Consider the following 15,348-nt stretch of genomic DNA (forward strand, 5'->3'; position numbering starts at 1 on the left):
GCGCGCCCTGTGCGGACGCGCCCCGAATACTGCCCAGCGGTGGATCTACAGGTACTGACCGGTATTGGCCTCGGTGTCGATCGCCCGGCTCGCGCTGGCGTTCTTGCCGGTGACCAACGTGCGAATGTAGACGATTCGCTCGCCCTTCTTGCCCGAGATCCGAGCCCAGTCGTCCGGATTCGTGGTGTTCGGCAGATCTTCGTTCTCCGCGAACTCGTCGACGATGGAATCGAAAAGGTGCTGAATCCGCAGTCCGGCGTTTCCGGTTTCGAGAACCGACTTGATGGCGTACTTCTTCGCCCGGTCGACGATGTTCTGGATCATGGCCCCGGAGTTGAAGTCCTTGAAGTACAGAACTTCCTTGTCCCCGTTGGCGTAGGTGACCTCGAGGAACCGATTGTCGTCACTCTCGGCGTACATGCGCTCGACGACGCGATCGATCATGCCCCGGATGCACGCCGCGCGATCGCCGCCGAACTCGGCGACGTCGTCGGCGTTGACCGGAAGCGAATCGGTCAGGTACTTCGAGAAGATGTCCTGTGCCGATTCGGCGTCGGGACGCTCGATCTTGATCTTCACGTCGAGTCGGCCGGGTCGCAGGATCGCCGGGTCGATCATGTCCTCGCGATTGGACGCACCGATCACGATGACGTTCTCGAGGCCCTCGACACCGTCGATCTCGGCGAGCAACTGCGGAACGACCGTCGTCTCCACGTCGGACGAGACGCCGGAGCCGCGGGTACGGAAGATCGAGTCCATCTCGTCGAAGAACACGATGACCGGCGTGCCCTCGGACGCCTTCTCTCGTGCCCGCTGGAAGATCATGCGGATGTGACGCTCGGTCTCACCGACGAACTTGTTGAGCAGCTCGGGGCCCTTGATGTTGAGGAAGAACGACTTCGCCTCCCGCGCATCCTGGCCACGTGCCTCGGCGATCTTCTTGGCCAACGAGTTGGCAACGGCCTTGGCGATCAACGTCTTTCCACACCCGGGAGGGCCGTACAGCAGCACGCCCTTCGGTGGACGCAGTGAGTACTCCCGGAACAGGTCCTTGTGCAGGAACGGCAGCTCGACGGCGTCCCGAATCTGCTCGATCTGTCGCCCGAGACCGCCGATGTCCTCGTATCCGACGTCCGGAACCTCCTCGAGGACGAGATCCTCCACCTCGGCCTTGGGAACTCGCTCGAACGCGTAGCCGGCCTTGGTGTCGACCAGCAGCGAATCTCCGGGACGGAGCTTCCGCGACGGCTCGTCCGGGTCGACCGGTCCGTCGTCGTTGACCATGTCGATCAACGGTTTGGCCAGCCAGACCACCCGTTCCTCGTCGGCATGCCCGACGACGAGAGCGCGCGATCCATCCCCCAGAAGCTCTCGGAGAGTGCTGATCTCGCCGACCTGATCGAAGGTGCACGCCTCGACGATGGTCAACGCCTCGTTCAACCGCACGGTCTGCCCCGGAGCGAGCGTGTCGGCCTCGATGTTGGGTGAGCACGTCAGCCGCATCTTCCGACCGGACGTGAACACGTCGACGGTGCCGTCCTCGAACACGCTCAGCAGGACGCCGTATCCGCTCGGCGGTTGGCCGAGACGGTCCACCTCCTCGCGCAGCGCGATGAGCTGTTGCCGGGCCTCCTTGAGAGTGTCGAGCAACTTCGTGTTGCGCAGCGACAAGGAATCGACCCGGCCCTCGAGCTCGCGTACCTGCTCGGGGGACTCCCCCAGTTGGCGCCGTAGCGACGCGACTTCGGCTCGCACGGCGTCCAGTTCGGCTCTGGCCGCGGCCACATCCGGATTGTCTGTTGAGCTCATGAGCGACTCCTCCCAGTGACGATCTATCAACGCTACCGGCAGCGGCGCGGAGATGCGGACCGACACCTCGAACGGGGTCGGCATCCACTCTGCTCGGCGGCCCCGAAAGGCCATCCCAGTTCATGTTAGCCTCACCTGACCAAACGATCGACAGACGACGGAATCAGGGGCCTCACCAGTGAAAATGCGTATTCTCTCGGCAAGCGTCGCAGTAGCCGCGGTGGCTCTGGTGGGTGCAGGATGCAGTTCGAGCGATGAATCCGATCACGCCGATCACAATTCCGCGTCGACCAGCGACTCCATGCCGACGACCACCGCCGGACCGGCTGTCACAGCACCTACCGTCGCCGAGCTGCAGACCTCGCTGCAGCAGCTGGTGGCACCGGACGTGGACCCAGCGACCAAGGCTGCGGCAGTGGAGAACGGTCAGGCGCGCCTGACGAACCTGGAGACGATGACCGCCGCACTGGCGAACTACGGAGCGATCACCTTCGAGGTGTCGGAGCCGACCGTCGCAGGCGAGACGTCCACCGCGGACGTCGCCATCGCCACTCCACGCGGGACCGCGGCTCCGGCACCGCAGACCTGGGTGCTGATCGATGGCACCTGGAAGCTGTCGGACGCCAGCACGTGTCAGATCCTGGCCATGGGCCAGGCACCCTGCGTCTGAGTCGACAGCCGAGCCTGCAGCGTCAGCCCTTACCGGAACGACGCTGCGGTTTCGGGGTCACGGTGCCCTCGGCGAGGCGTCGAACGCTGACGAGGAATGCCGTGTGGCCCTGCATGCGGTGCTCGGGGCGAACCGCGAGACCCACCACGTGCCAGCCGCGAACCATCGACTCCCACGATCGAGGTTCGGTCCAGCACTCCTGCGCGCGCAGCGCCTCGACGACCTTGGACAGCTGCGTCACCGTGGCCACGTAGACCAGCAGCACCCCACCGGGGACCAGGGCCTTGGACACCGCGGGCAACGCGTCCCACGGCGCGAGCATGTCCAGAACCACCCGATCGACCTGCTCACCCGGACGATCGACACCGAACTGGTCGACGTCTGCCACGGTCAAGTGCCAGTTCGACGGGCGCTCGCCGAAGAACGTCTCGACGTTCTTCACGGCGTAGTCGGCGTGGTCCTGCCGGATCTCGTAGGAGATGACCGTTCCTTCTGTACCGACTGCACGCAGCAGCGAGCACGTCAGAGCGCCGGATCCTGCACCGGCCTCGAGCACCCGTGCGCCGGGGAACATGTCACCCTCGTGCACGATCTGCGCCGCGTCCTTGGGGTAGATCACCTGGGCACCGCGGGGCATCGAGAGCACGTAGTCGGTCAGCAGCGGCCGCAGCGCGAGGTAGGGGGTGCCGTTGACGGAGGTGACGACGCTGCCCTCGTCGGCACCGAGCAGTTTGTCGTGAGTAATGCCGCCGCGGTGAGTATGGAATTCCTTACCGGCTTCCAGTACCACCGTGTAGTGACGACCCTTGCCGTCGGTGAGCTGAACTCGATCGCCCACTCGAAACGGCCCACTGCGGGCGGGACCGGTCTCCGCGGTTGCTGTTGCATCGGTAGTCGGAGTGTCGGCAGCGGGAGTGACCTCCGCGCCGGACGTGACATTCGGGTCGAGTTCGATCTCGTCGGTCGTGGCAGTGACCACGTCGTCCGCACTGGGCAGCGATGCGTCGACCGTGGCGTCGAACGCGGCGTCGGCCTCGAATCCGTCGGTCGACGCGGATGTGGAATCACCGGAGGACACAGCGGACCTGCTTTCGTTGCGATGTGACGCTCGGCCTCGATCGGCAGGCGTCGGGGGACGACTCGACGTGCCAGACTACGGCCTTCACCGAAGATGTCGGACCAGCGGCATAGTCTCGCAGTCGTGAGTATTTCCGTGTCGAGCCCCATCGACTTACCTCTTCTCGTTGTCGATGACAGCGCCGGCGTACCGCGTTCGAGGTCCGGCAACCGCAGTACCCCGGCTCTGTCTCCTTCTCGCGCAGGTGATTTCAAGCAGTGCCCACTGTTGTATCGCTTCCGTGCCGTGGACCGGCTTCCCGAGGTCTCCACCGAGGCACAGGTGAAGGGAACTGTGGTGCATGCCGCACTCGAGGCCCTGTACGCACTCCCTGCCCGCGATCGAGTGCCCACCACTGCGCGCGACCTGGTGGACCCGGCCTGGGATCGGGTCGTGGCCGAGTCACCCGACATCGCGTCGCTGGTTCCGGCGGACGACCGTCCGGCGTTTCTCGACCGGGCTCGTGCCCTGGTGGACGGGTACTACGAACTCGAAGATCCCACGCACTTCGATCCCGAGTCCTGCGAACAGCGCGTCGAGATCGCGTTGGACGACGGAACGCCGCTGCGCGGATTCATCGACCGGATCGACGTCGCACCCAACGGAATGATTCGCGTCGTCGATTACAAGACCGGACGTGCGCCGCGTGAGTTCACCGAATCCAAGGCTCTGTTCCAGATGAAATTCTATGCGCTGATGATCATGCGCATGCGCGGAGTCGTTCCCGCGCAACTGAAGTTGATGTACCTCGCCGACAAGCAGGAGCTGACATACGCACCGGACGAGGGTGAGCTGCTGCGCTTCGAGCGCATGCTCTCGGCCATCTGGAAGGCGATTCTGGCGGCCGGTGAGACCGGCGACTTCCGCGCCAAGAAAGGCGCACTGTGCAAGTGGTGCGATCACCGGGCACTGTGCCCCGAGTTCGGCGGCACTCCCCCGCCGTACCCCGGTTGGCCGCAGGCGGCTGCGGAGCAGGAGGAGACGGAGCTGTGACGAGTCCGGACGCCTTCTTCGTTCCTGCCGGTGTCGACGACGACGGTTACGAGATCGTCACCGCGACCGAGCACACCGTCAGCCTGTGGGCACCGACGATGCAGCACGGCGCTCCGCCGTCCGCGTTGTTGGTCCGCGCACTCGAGCGGGTCGACGCCAGACCCGATACTCGAATCAGCCGGGTGGTCGTCGACATTCTCGGACCTGTTCCGGTGTCGGACATCACGATTCGCGCATGGACGGCGCGGCCGGGCGCTAATGTCGAACTCGTCGTCGCCGAACTGTGGGCTCGAGGATCAGCGGGGCCGGCGCGAGCGGTGGCGCGGGGCAGCGCATGGCGTATGCGTACCGAGCCCACCGACGACGTCGTGCACGTGGGAGATTCGGTGATGCGACCGGTGAGCGCCGGCGTCGACAGCACCTTCGGCGGACTCTGGACCTCCGGATACCTCGACGCGGTCGAGTTCAAGTTTCTCACCGAGCTCGGCGCAGCGGGGCCCGGTGAAGTGTGGGCGAAGCCGACTCCCGTTCTGGTGCAGGGTGAGTCGATGACGCCACTGGAACGGCTGTTCTCGATTGCCGACATCGCCAACGGTGTGGGTGCGAAATTGCCGATCGAGCAGTGGACGTTCCTGAACACCGATCTGACGGTGCACGTCTTCCGCGAACCCCAGGGTGACTGGATCGGAGTGTCGGCCGAGACGTCGACGGGTCCGGACGGCATCGCCATGTGCGCAGGCACCCTCAGTGACGAACTGGGGCCGGTCGGGCGCATCGCGCAAACAGTGCTGGTTCGCCGACGCGCGTGATCGTGGCGGAACGACGGGCGTTCCGCCACGCACTCAGAACGCTCGGCAGGACCTGATGTCGGAGGCGAGAATGGCTTTCGCGCCCAGTTCCGCGAGCTCGTCCATCACGTTGTTGTGGACCTTGCGAGAGACCATGGCGCGCACGGCAACCCAGTTGTCGTCGACCATCGGTGCGAGCGTAGGTGATTCGATGCCGGGGGTGATCTTGACGGCTTCGTCGAGGATCGACTTGGGGCAGTCGTAATCGAGCATCAGGTACTGCTGGGCGAAGACGACGCCCTGTACGCGAGCGATCAACTGCTTGCGTGCGGAGTCGGTGCCCGGCGTGCCTGCGCGCTCGATGAGAACACCCTCGGAATCGCACAAAGATTCGCCGAACGCGACGAGATTGTTCTGACGCAGTGAGCGACCCGACTCGACCACGTCCGCGATGGCGTCGGCGACACCGAGTTGAATGGAAATCTCCACGGCCCCGTCGAGACGGATCACCGTGGCCTCCAAGCCGCGCTCGGCCAGGTCCTTACGCACGAGATTGGGGTACGAGGTGGCGATGCGCAGTCCGCCCAAGTCCTCGGGTGCCCATTCCTTGCCCGCGGGTGCCGCGTAGCGGAACGTCGACCGGCCGAATCCGAGCGCCAGGCGCTCTTCGACCGCTGCCCCGGAATCGAGAGCCAGGTCTCGTCCGGTGATGCCCAGATCGAGCTGGCCCGACCCGACGTAGATGGCAATGTCCTTGGGACGGAGAAAGAAGAATTCGACCCCGTTGGCCGGGTCGAGGACGGTCAGATCCTTGGAGTCGCTCCGACGCCGGTAGCCGGCCTCGCTGAGGATCTCGGCGGCGGATTCGGACAACGCGCCCTTGTTGGGTACGGCTACACGCAGCATGGAGTTTTCCTTCATCGGTGAGTTCACAGGAGACGTTCGGGCCTTGCCTCACAGATGTCGGTAGACGTCCTCGAGCTCGATTCCCCTACCCACCATCATGACCTGAACCCAGTACAGCAGCTGCGAAATTTCTTCGGCGAGTGCAGCGTCGCTCTCGTGTTCGGCGGCGATCCACACCTCGCCGGCCTCTTCGAGGACCTTCTTTCCCTGGAAATGAACACCTGCGTCCAACGCAGCGACGGTGCCCGAGCCCTCGGGGCGGGTCTTCGCGCGGTCGGTGAGCTCGGCGAACAGGGAATCGAAAGTCTTCACGGATTCGTATTCTTTCACGTCGGTATCCAGCGGAATCAATTCGGTCGAGATTCGAGGAGTCAGGCCGCCCAGGCCCGCCGGACGTCGTCGGCGGTCAGTCCGACCAGACCGTCGAGGATGGTGTATCCCGGCGCTGCCGGAACAGCCACCTCAGACGGGACGACCAGTACCGGGCAGCCTGCAGTATGTGCGGACAGGGAGCCTGTCGGAGAATCCTCCACTGCAAGGCACGCACCGACGTCGACGCCGAGCAGTGCGGCACCCCGCAGGTACGGCGCCGGGTGCGGTTTCCCGAACTCGACCTCGTCGCCGCTGACGGTGATGTCGAAATAGTCGCGCCCGAGTGTCTCCAGTGCACGCTCGACGAGCCCGCGTTCGGTGTTGGTGACCAATCCGGTCGCCAGGCCCATGTCGCGTACGAGTGCAAGAGCATCCTTGGCACCGGGCCGCCACGGAATACCCTCGGCGAACATGTCGCCGACGCGCGTGGTCAACCACTCGCGGCCCTCGGCCAGGTTGTCGTCGGTGACCGCAACCGATGCATTGGCGAGCACTTTGCGCAAGGCGTCTCGCATCGAATTGCCGAGGGTGCTCTCGCGTACTTCCGCGCTGAGTTCGGTTCCCAGTGTGCGGGAGTACTCACCGATGGCCACGTCCCAGATCTTCTCCGAGTCGAGCAGGGTGCCGTCCATGTCCCACAGGACACCGTGCAGGTGGGTTCTAGACATTGAAGTACTTGGCCTCCGGGTGGTGAAGTACGAACGCATCGGTCGACTGTTCGGGGTGCAGCTGCAGTTCCTCGGAGAGCTTGACGCCGATTCGCTCGGGTTCGAGGAGTGCGGCGAGCTTGATCCGGTCCTCGAGATCGGGGCATGCCCCGTAGCCGAACGAGTAACGAGCTCCGCGGTATTCGAGTTTGAAGTACCCCTCGGCCTCGGTGGGGTCCTCCGCGGCGACCGATTTGCCGTCGGACAGTTTCAGTTCCTCGCGCACTCGGCGATGCCAGTATTCGGCCAACGCCTCGGTGAGCTGAACTCCGATTCCGTGCACCTCGAGGTAGTCGCGGTACGAGTCGGCAGCGAACAGCTCGTTCGCGAAGTCGGCAATGGGCTGGCCCATTGTCACCAGGTTCATCGGCAGAACATCGACCTGGCCGGATTCTCGTGCAGCCGAACGCGACCGAACGAAATCCGAGATGCAGAGGAATCGGTCACGGTGCTGACGGGGGAACGTGAATCGAAAGCGTTCGGGCGCATCGGGTTCGGGCTCGGTGAGCACGACGACGTCGTCGCCCTCCGAAACGGCCGGGAAGTATCCGTACACCAATGCGGCGTGCGCGAGAATGCCGTCCGTGCTCAGCCGATCCAGCCAATACCGAAGGCGCGGTTTGCCTTCCGACTCCACCAGATCCTCGTAGGTCGCGCCCTCGCCCTTGCGGGCTCCTCGCAGCCCCCACTGCCCCAGGAACAGGGCACGTTCGTCGAGCAGGCCCGAGTAGTCGGCGAGGGACACGCCTCGGACGATGCGGGTGCCCCAGAACGGCGGTACCGGAATGTCGGTCTCCGCGGCGACGTCGGATCGCTCGGGTACCACGACCGGAGCCTCGGCGGCCTTGCGCTTCTCCGCGATGCGCTTCGACCGTTCGTGGCGCTCTTTGCGTTCGGCAGCCTTGGCTTTCGCGGCGAGCGCCTCGGGGCTGTCGGGGGCCGGACCGCCGCCGCGCTTGGTGGTCATGATGGTGTCCATCAAACGCAGGCCTTCGAACGCGTCCCGCGCATAGTGCACGTCGCCTTCGTACACGTCCTGCAGATCGTTCTCGACGTACGACCGCGTCAAAGCAGCGCCGCCGAGGAGCACCGGAAATTGCTCCGCCACGCCGCGGGAGTTGAGCTCGATCAGGTTGTCCTTCATGACCACCGTCGACTTCACCAGCAACCCGGACATGCCGATCACGTCTGCGCGTTTGTCCAACGCGGCTTCGAGAATGGTCGAAATCGGCTGCTTGATACCGAGATTGACCACCTCGTAGCCGTTGTTGCTCAGGATGATGTCGACGAGGTTCTTGCCGATGTCGTGCACATCGCCCTTGACGGTACCGAGCACGATTCGACCCTTGCCGTCGTCGTCGGTGGCCTCCATGTGTGGCTCCAAGTACGCCACGGCAGCCTTCATCACCTCGGCGGACGCGAGCACGAACGGCAACTGCATCTGGCCGGAACCGAACAGCTCGCCGACGGTCTTCATGCCCGACAGCAACGTCTCGTTGATGATCTCGAGAGGCGGCTTCTCGGCCATCGCGGCGTCCAGATCTGTGTCGAGGCCGTTGCGTTCGCCGTCGACGATGCGGCGTTCGAGCCGCTCGAACAACGGCAGCCGACCCAGTTCCTCGGCGCGCGATTCCCGGGCCGATGCTGCCGAGACGCCCTCGAACAGCTGCATGAGCTTCTGCAACGGGTCGTAGCCTTCACGGCGGCGGTCGTACACCAGATCCAGAGCGGTCTCGCGTTGCTCGTCGGGAATCTTGTTCATCGGCAGGATCTTCGACGCGTGCACGATGGCGGTGTCGAGGCCGGCCTGGGTGCACTCGTGCAGAAAGACCGAGTTGAGCACCTGCCGGGCAGCAGGATTGAGGCCGAACGAGATGTTCGACAACCCGAGGGTGGTGTGCACCTTCGGATACTTCTCCTTGAGCTGCCGGATCGCCTCGATGGTCTCGATGCCGTCGCGTCGAACCTCTTCCTGGCCGGTGGAGATCGGGAAGGTGAGGGTGTCGACGATGATGTCCTCGTGGCGCAGGCCCCAGTTCTCGGTGATGTCGGTGATCAGGCGATCGGCGACACGCACCTTCCATTCGGCAGTACGCGCCTGCCCCTCCTCGTCGATGGTCAGAGCGACGACGGCGGCACCGTGTTCCTTGACCAGACGCATGATCTTCTGGAACCGCGAGTCGGGCCCGTCGCCGTCCTCGTAGTTGACCGAGTTGACGGCGCTACGTCCGCCGAGGTGCTCGAGGCCGGCCTCGAGCACGGCCGGTTCGGTGGAGTCGAGCATGATCGGCAGCGTCGACGCAGTCGCCAATCTGCTGGCGAGTGCGGCCATGTCGGCGGCACCGTCGCGGCCGACGTAGTCGACGTTGAGGTCCAACATGTGCGCGCCGTCGCGGGTCTGATCCTTGGCGATGTCGAGGCACTTCTCGTAGTCCTCGGCGAGCATCGCGTCACGAAATGCCTTGGAGCCGTTGGAGTTGGTGCGCTCACCGATCATCAGGATGCTGGCGTCCTGCTCGAACGGCACGGCGGTGTAGAGCGAGGAGACGCCTGGCTCCGGGGCCGGCTGCCGTTCCAGCTTCGTCGCCCCGTGCACCATGTCGGCAACCTGACGAATGTGCTCGGGGGTGGTGCCGCAGCATCCGCCGACGAGTGCCAGCCCGTACTCGCGGACGAAACCGCTCAGAGCGTCGGCCAATTCGGGGGCGGTCAGTGGGTATTCGGCACCCTTCGCGCCCAACGTCGGCAGTCCGGCATTGGGCATCACCGATACCGGAAGACGGGAATGCTTGGACAGGTGGCGCAGGTGTTCGCTCATCTCGGCGGGGCCGGTGGCGCAGTTCAGTCCGATCATGTCGATGCCCAGCGGTTCGAGCGCGGTGAGGGCTGCACCGATCTCGCTGCCGACCAGCATTGCGCCCGTCGTCTCGACCGTCACATGGGTGATGATCGGGATTCGGACGCCGAGCTTGTCCATGGCGTGCTGACTACCGATGATCGCGGCCTTGACCTGCAGTAGGTCCTGGCACGTCTCGACCAGAATGGCGTCGGCACCGCCGTCGATCATTCCGAGCGCAGCCTCCGTATACGCATCGCGCAGCCGTGCGAACGGGGCGTGGCCGAGTGTGGGGAGCTTGGTTCCGGGGCCCATGGAACCCAGGACGTACCGATCCATCCCGTCGCGGCCGGGTCCCATTTCGTCCGCAGTCTCGCGGGCGAGCCGGGTGCCTTTCTCGGCCAACTCGCGGATTCGATCCTCGATGTCGTAATCGGCCAGGTTGGGCAGGTTGCATCCGAACGTGTTCGTTTCCACGGCGTCTGCGCCGGCCGCGAAGTACTCGCGATGAATCTCGCGCAGCACGTCGGGCCTGGTGTGGTTCAGAATCTCGTTGCATCCCTCGAGGCCGAGAAAGTCGTCGAGAGTGAGGTCGGCGTCCTGGAGCATCGTGCCCATTGCTCCGTCGCCGATGACAACGCGACGTGAAATCGCATCGAGCAGACCGGGCTTGTGTTGATCGGGCATCACTACAGAGTAGTGGGCACCACGGTTACCTCGAGTCGTAGGCTGTCGTGGTGAGTCCCCGAAACCTCGATGATCAGTCCCCGCCCGACGACGGTACCGACAAAATGGACAAATCAGGTGCCGACGCGGACATCCCCTTGGACGCCGCGCTGATCGAGGCCGTGCAGGATGCTGTGGCGAACGCCACAGACGCCGACGCCGACTACGACGAGGACGATCTGAACGACGACATTCCCGAGCTGCGCTCCCCCATACTGGTCGCCGCTTTCGAGGGCTGGAACGACGCAGGCGATGCGGCGAGCGGCGCGGTCGAACATCTGGAGCTGATCTGGGACGCCAGCCCACTGGCCGAGCTGGACTCCGAGGACTACTACGACTACCAGGTCAATCGGCCGACCGTTCGTCAGGTCGACGGGGTCACCCGCGAGATCGAGTGGCCGTCGACTCGATTGTCGGTGTGTTCACCGCCCGGCAGCGACCGTGACGTGGTCCTGTTGCGCGGTATCGAGCCCAACATGCGGTGGCGCAGCTTCTGCGACGACCTGCTCGAGTTCGTCGAGCAGCTGGGCGTCGAAACCGTCGTCATTCTCGGCGCGCTGCTGGCGGACACCCCGCACACCAGGCCCGTCCCGGTCACCGGCACTGCCTACAGCACCGAGTCGGCCGAACAGTTCAACCTCGAGCAGACCCGCTACGAGGGGCCCACCGGTATCACCGGCGTTCTGCAGGACGAATGTGTCAAGGCAGGTGTGCCGGCCGTGTCGTTCTGGGCTGCTGTCCCCCATTACGTGTCGCAGCCACCGAATCCGAAGGCCACCGTGGCGTTGCTGCAGCGGGTCGAAGACGTACTCGACGTCGAGGTGCCGCTCGGAGAGCTGCCCACGCAGGCCGAGGAGTGGGAGGAGGCGGTCAACGAGATGACCAAAGAGGACGAGGAGATCAGCGAATACGTGCGCAGCCTCGAGGAGCGCGGTGACGCCGAGGTGGACATGTCCGATGCGATCGCCAAGATCGACGGCGACGCCATCGCCGCCGAGTTCGAGAAGTACCTCCGGCGGCGCGGCCCGGGCAACTTCGGGCTCTGACCCGAACGCACACGAGGAGCCGGGAGCCGGTGAGGTCTTTCTGATGCCGACGTAACGTCACCGCAGCGGTGGCGTCACCCCGACACCGGAGCCTCGTGGGTATGGCCAGCACACCGCGATTTCTGCAAGGCGTCTTCTCCTTCACCGGCAACGGTCTGGACAAGCCCGAGTTGATCGATCCCAGCCTGAGTTTCGTCGTCCCCGAGGGGGTGACGGCTCAGCCGCTGTACTTCCGGGGCGGTAATTCGAGCGATGAACTGGTGGTCGTGACCTTGCTGCGCGACGGCAGCCCGATGCGTATGTTCCCGATGGGGGCCAAGAGCGGCGTCAACATTCCGTTGCGGGTCGTCGAGGACGTCGATCCCGATACCGTGCTCGAGCTGGTGATCGCGGCCCCCGCCGGAACCAACGGAGAGGTCGTCGTCGACTTCGGTCTGGTGCTGGTCTGATGACTGCGGGAAGACAGCGATTGCTGGTGATCGGCAACGGAATGGCCGGTGCCCGGACGGTCGAACAGATCCTCGAGCGAGACGGCAGCTCGCTGTTCGAGATCACGATGATCGGCGACGAACCGTACGGCAATTACAACCGCATCATGCTCTCCCACGTGCTGTCCGGTGAGGCCACCGTCGACGACGAGGATCTCGTTCTCAACCCCATGAGTTGGTACAGCGAGAACGGCGTGACGTTGCACGTGGGCGATCGAGCGGTGTCGCTCGACCGGTTCTCCAAAACGGTTGTCTGCGAAAGCGGTCGGTCCGTCGACTACGACGTACTGATCATTGCCACCGGTAGCAACACGTTCTTCCCGAACATGGACGGTCTGCGCGAGTCCGACGGCAGACTGGCACGTGGGGTGTTCGGATTCCGCACGATCGCCGACACCAACGGCATGTTGCAGATGGCGCAGTCGCGCGACGACGTGTCGGCGGTGGTGATCGGCGGCGGACTGCTCGGTCTCGAAGCAGCGTACGGACTGCGGACGCAGGGGCTGGACGTGAACGTGGTGCACTCCCCCGGGCACCTGATGAACCAGCAGCTCGACGAGCGCGGTGGACGGGTGTTGCGCAACAAGATCGAGTCGCTCGGCGTCGGTGTCCACACCTCGAAGAGAACCACCTCGGTGTTGCGGTCGGACGACGGTACCGTCATCGGCGTCGGTTTCAACGACGGCACCTCGCTGGACGCCGACATGGTCGTCGTGACCGCCGGAATTCGGCCCAGTGTCGATTTCGCCCGCGCCGGCGGCCTGGTCATCGAACGCGGAATCGTCGTCGACGACCAATTACGTTGCGAGGACGAGGGTTCCATCTATGCCGTCGGCGAATGCTGTCAGCACCGCGGTGAGGTGTACGGCCTCGTCGCGCCCCTCTGGGAGCAGGCCGCTGTCCTGGCCGATGTACTCACCGGTGCCGATCCCGCTGCCGCGTATCACGGTTCGCGTCTGACGACCAAGCTCAAGGTGGCCGGCGTCGACGTCGCGTCGATGGGGATCACCGCGCCCGAGCGCGACGACGACGAATTCGTTCAGTTCTACGAACCACGCAGTGGCACGTACAAATCGGTCATCGTGCGGAACAACAAGCTCGTCGGCGCCACTCTGCTGGGCGACATCTCCAAGGCCAACTTTCTCACCCAGGCGTTCGACGAGAAGGTGCCGCTGCCCGACGAGCGCATCAGCATGCTCTTCGACATGGGAACGCCCTCTGCGGCAACAGGAGCCGCGGAGCTGGCAGACGACGTTCAGGTGTGCAACTGCAACGGCGTCACCAAGGGTGCCATCGTGGCCTGCGTGCACGCCGGTGCCAAGAATCTGAGCGATGTGACCGCGAAGACCCGAGCAGGCAAGGGATGTGGGTCCTGCAAGGGGTTGGTGAAAGACATCATCGCGTGCGCATCCGGTGGCGCGGTCGAAGCGGACCCCACCGCAGACCGGTACGTGCCGAGTATCCCGATGACGAAGCCGGAACTGATCGAAGCAATCAGATCGCGGGACCTCCGGGCAGTCTCGCAGGTGTTCACGGCGCTTGCGACCGACGGCGTCGAGGACGCCGCCGCCAAGATGCCGCTGGCGTCACTGCTGCGCACCGTCTGGGGTCCGGATTGGGTGGACGAGCGCGGCGCACTGTTCATCAACGACCGGGTGCACGCCAACATTCAGCGGGACGGCACGTTCTCGGTGGTACCGCAGATGAAGGGTGGCGTCACTACCCCGGATCAACTGCGCAAGATCGCCGACGTCGCCGACAAGTACAACGTGCCGCTGGTCAAGGTCACCGGCGGACAGCGCATCGACCTCCTCGGGATCAAGAAGGAAGACCTACCCAAGGTGTGGGGCGATCTGGACATGCCCTCCGGCTTCGCCTACGGCAAGAGCATGCGCACTGTGAAAACCTGTGTGGGCAGCGACTTCTGCCGCTTCGGTCTCGGCGACTCGACGGCTCTCGGCATCGCGCTCGAAGAGCGGTTCCAAGGCTTGGAGACTCCCGCGAAACTCAAACTCGCGGTCGCCGGCTGCCCGCGCAACTGCTCGGAGGCGCTGTGCAAGGACTTCGGCGTGGTCTCGGTCGGCGAGGACAGGTGGGAGATCTACGTCGGCGGCGCGGCCGGGGCTCACATCCGCAAGGGAGATCTGTTGGCCACCGTGACGGGAGCCGAGGAGGTGATGACAGTGGCAGGCAGATTCATCCAGCACTATCGGGAGAACGCGCAGTGGCTCGAACGGACGTACGCCTGGGTTCCGCGCGTCGGCTTGGAGGAACTGCAGAGCGTTCTGATCGACGACCGTGACGGCATCGTCGCCGGACTCGACGAGCGACTGCAAACATCGGTCGACGGCTACGTGGACCCATGGCAGGACCGCACGGCACCCAAATCGCCTGCGCAGTTCGCACCCTCGCTGCCACTGCTCCCGCTGCCACAGGTGCCGGTCCGATGAGCGTCCCGGTGGGAGCGTTGGAAGACCTGACTCCCGGCGAGGGACGGGCCTACGTCGTGGATGGCAAACAGGTCGCGGTGTTCCTGCTAAGTGACGGCTCGGTGCGGGCGATGGACGCCGTCTGTCCGCACCGGGGCGGACCACTGGCCGACGGCCAGATCGACGGGTCCGTAGTCGTCTGCCCACTTCATCAATACGCCTTCTCTCTCGACGACGGCACCTGCCCGAGCGGCATCGACCCGGTGCGCACCTACCCCGCGGCCGTGGTGGACGGAAAAGTGACCGTGGAGCTGTAACCGGCACGGTCGAACAATTGGCACTCCTACCCACCAGGGTCATTCCGCAGGCTCCACTCCTCCCACCAGGGTCATTCCGCAGGCTCCACTCCTCCCACCAGGGTCATTCCGCAGGCTCCACTCCTACCCCCTACCCTGTTCCAG

Annotated in this window: 13 protein-coding genes; 7 read left to right on the forward strand and 6 right to left on the reverse strand. The window is 64.7% G+C overall.

The window, feature by feature from the left end; all coding sequences use genetic code 11:
- Nucleotides 1-45 precede the first annotated feature (45 nt).
- A complete protein-coding gene (gene arc, locus J2X62_RS14665; protein ID WP_032365854.1) occupies nt 46-1,809 on the reverse strand; it encodes a proteasome ATPase in 1,764 nt (587 codons plus the stop codon).
- 184 nt (nt 1,810-1,993) lie between these two features.
- On the opposite strand from arc, the gene J2X62_RS14670 reads away from it, so the two are divergent.
- The gene (locus tag J2X62_RS14670; protein WP_032387438.1) at nt 1,994-2,479 is read left to right on the forward strand and encodes a hypothetical protein; all 486 of its coding nucleotides are present in this window, start codon (nt 1,994-1,996) and stop codon (nt 2,477-2,479) included.
- A 22-nt stretch (nt 2,480-2,501) separates the two neighbouring features.
- On the opposite strand, the gene J2X62_RS14675 is transcribed toward J2X62_RS14670, so the two are convergent.
- Complete coding sequence (locus tag J2X62_RS14675; protein WP_048318521.1) at nt 2,502-3,317, reverse strand: tRNA (adenine-N1)-methyltransferase; 816 nt, start codon at nt 3,315-3,317, stop codon at nt 2,502-2,504.
- 465 nt (nt 3,318-3,782) lie between these two features.
- Between J2X62_RS14675 and J2X62_RS14680 the strand changes: the two genes are divergently transcribed.
- Both J2X62_RS14680 and J2X62_RS14685 read left to right on the forward strand, forming a co-directional pair.
- Nucleotides 3,783-4,589 (forward strand): RecB family exonuclease, encoded by an 807-nt coding sequence (locus J2X62_RS14680; RefSeq protein WP_045841904.1) that lies wholly within the window; start codon nt 3,783-3,785, stop codon nt 4,587-4,589.
- Nucleotides 4,586-5,398, forward strand: coding sequence for a thioesterase family protein (locus J2X62_RS14685; protein WP_032365804.1), 813 nt, complete (start codon nt 4,586-4,588; stop codon nt 5,396-5,398). Before J2X62_RS14680 ends, J2X62_RS14685 begins: the two co-directional genes overlap by 4 nt.
- 33 nt (nt 5,399-5,431) lie before the next feature.
- On the opposite strand, the gene hisG is transcribed toward J2X62_RS14685, so the two are convergent.
- The 4 genes from hisG to metH are packed head-to-tail and all read right to left on the reverse strand — an operon-like array spanning nt 5,432 to nt 10,885.
- The gene (gene hisG / locus J2X62_RS14690; protein WP_032372777.1) at nt 5,432-6,283 is read right to left on the reverse strand and encodes an ATP phosphoribosyltransferase; all 852 of its coding nucleotides are present in this window, start codon (nt 6,281-6,283) and stop codon (nt 5,432-5,434) included.
- 48 nt (nt 6,284-6,331) lie between these two features.
- Nucleotides 6,332-6,595, reverse strand: a complete 264-nt coding sequence (locus J2X62_RS14695) for a phosphoribosyl-ATP diphosphatase (protein ID WP_027497080.1) — start codon at nt 6,593-6,595, stop codon at nt 6,332-6,334.
- Nucleotides 6,596-6,654: 59 nt separating this feature from the next.
- On the reverse strand, nt 6,655-7,323 hold the full coding sequence (locus tag J2X62_RS14700; RefSeq protein WP_310181446.1) for an HAD family phosphatase: 669 nt from the start codon (nt 7,321-7,323) through the stop codon (nt 6,655-6,657).
- Complete coding sequence (gene metH / locus J2X62_RS14705) at nt 7,316-10,885, reverse strand: methionine synthase (protein ID WP_310181448.1); 3,570 nt, start codon at nt 10,883-10,885, stop codon at nt 7,316-7,318. The genes J2X62_RS14700 and metH overlap by 8 nt, the downstream gene beginning before the upstream one ends.
- Nucleotides 10,886-10,989: 104 nt before the next feature.
- Between metH and J2X62_RS14710 the strand changes: the two genes are divergently transcribed.
- From J2X62_RS14710 to J2X62_RS14725, 4 genes are all read left to right on the forward strand, one after another.
- Nucleotides 10,990-11,970 (forward strand): PAC2 family protein, encoded by a 981-nt coding sequence (locus tag J2X62_RS14710; protein ID WP_310181777.1) that lies wholly within the window; start codon nt 10,990-10,992, stop codon nt 11,968-11,970.
- 101 nt (nt 11,971-12,071) lie between these two features.
- Nucleotides 12,072-12,419 (forward strand): hypothetical protein, encoded by a 348-nt coding sequence (locus J2X62_RS14715; RefSeq protein ID WP_032365800.1) that lies wholly within the window; start codon nt 12,072-12,074, stop codon nt 12,417-12,419.
- Complete coding sequence (gene nirB, locus J2X62_RS14720; RefSeq protein WP_310181451.1) at nt 12,419-14,908, forward strand: nitrite reductase large subunit NirB; 2,490 nt, start codon at nt 12,419-12,421, stop codon at nt 14,906-14,908. Before J2X62_RS14715 ends, nirB begins: the two co-directional genes overlap by 1 nt.
- Nucleotides 14,905-15,204 carry a Rieske 2Fe-2S domain-containing protein gene (locus tag J2X62_RS14725; protein WP_032365798.1) on the forward strand — a complete coding sequence of 100 codons (300 nt, stop codon included), beginning with the start codon at nt 14,905-14,907 and terminating at the stop codon, nt 15,202-15,204. The genes nirB and J2X62_RS14725 overlap by 4 nt, the downstream gene beginning before the upstream one ends.
- The last annotated feature ends 144 nt before the right edge of the window (nt 15,205-15,348 follow it).

Origin of the sequence: Rhodococcus sp. 3258 (genome assembly GCF_031456475.1) — a bacterium.
Lineage (GTDB): Bacteria > Actinomycetota > Actinomycetes > Mycobacteriales > Mycobacteriaceae > Rhodococcoides > Rhodococcoides fascians.

What these genes read in the sequence shown, in the direction of transcription:
- arc (WP_032365854.1), bottom strand. Translation starts at nt 1,809, where the DNA reads ATGAGCTCAACAGACAATCCGGATGTGGCCGCGGCCAGAGCCGAACTG.
- J2X62_RS14670 (WP_032387438.1), top strand. Translation starts at nt 1,994, where the DNA reads ATGCGTATTCTCTCGGCAAGCGTCGCAGTAGCCGCGGTGGCTCTGGTG.
- hisG (WP_032372777.1), bottom strand. Translation starts at nt 6,283, where the DNA reads ATGCTGCGTGTAGCCGTACCCAACAAGGGCGCGTTGTCCGAATCCGCC.
- J2X62_RS14700 (WP_310181446.1), bottom strand. Translation starts at nt 7,323, where the DNA reads ATGTCTAGAACCCACCTGCACGGTGTCCTGTGGGACATGGACGGCACC.
- metH (WP_310181448.1), bottom strand. Translation starts at nt 10,885, where the DNA reads ATGCCCGATCAACACAAGCCCGGTCTGCTCGATGCGATTTCACGTCGC.
- J2X62_RS14710 (WP_310181777.1), top strand. Translation starts at nt 10,990, where the DNA reads ATGGACAAATCAGGTGCCGACGCGGACATCCCCTTGGACGCCGCGCTG.
- J2X62_RS14715 (WP_032365800.1), top strand. Translation starts at nt 12,072, where the DNA reads ATGGCCAGCACACCGCGATTTCTGCAAGGCGTCTTCTCCTTCACCGGC.
- nirB (WP_310181451.1), top strand. Translation starts at nt 12,419, where the DNA reads ATGACTGCGGGAAGACAGCGATTGCTGGTGATCGGCAACGGAATGGCC.
- J2X62_RS14725 (WP_032365798.1), top strand. Translation starts at nt 14,905, where the DNA reads ATGAGCGTCCCGGTGGGAGCGTTGGAAGACCTGACTCCCGGCGAGGGA.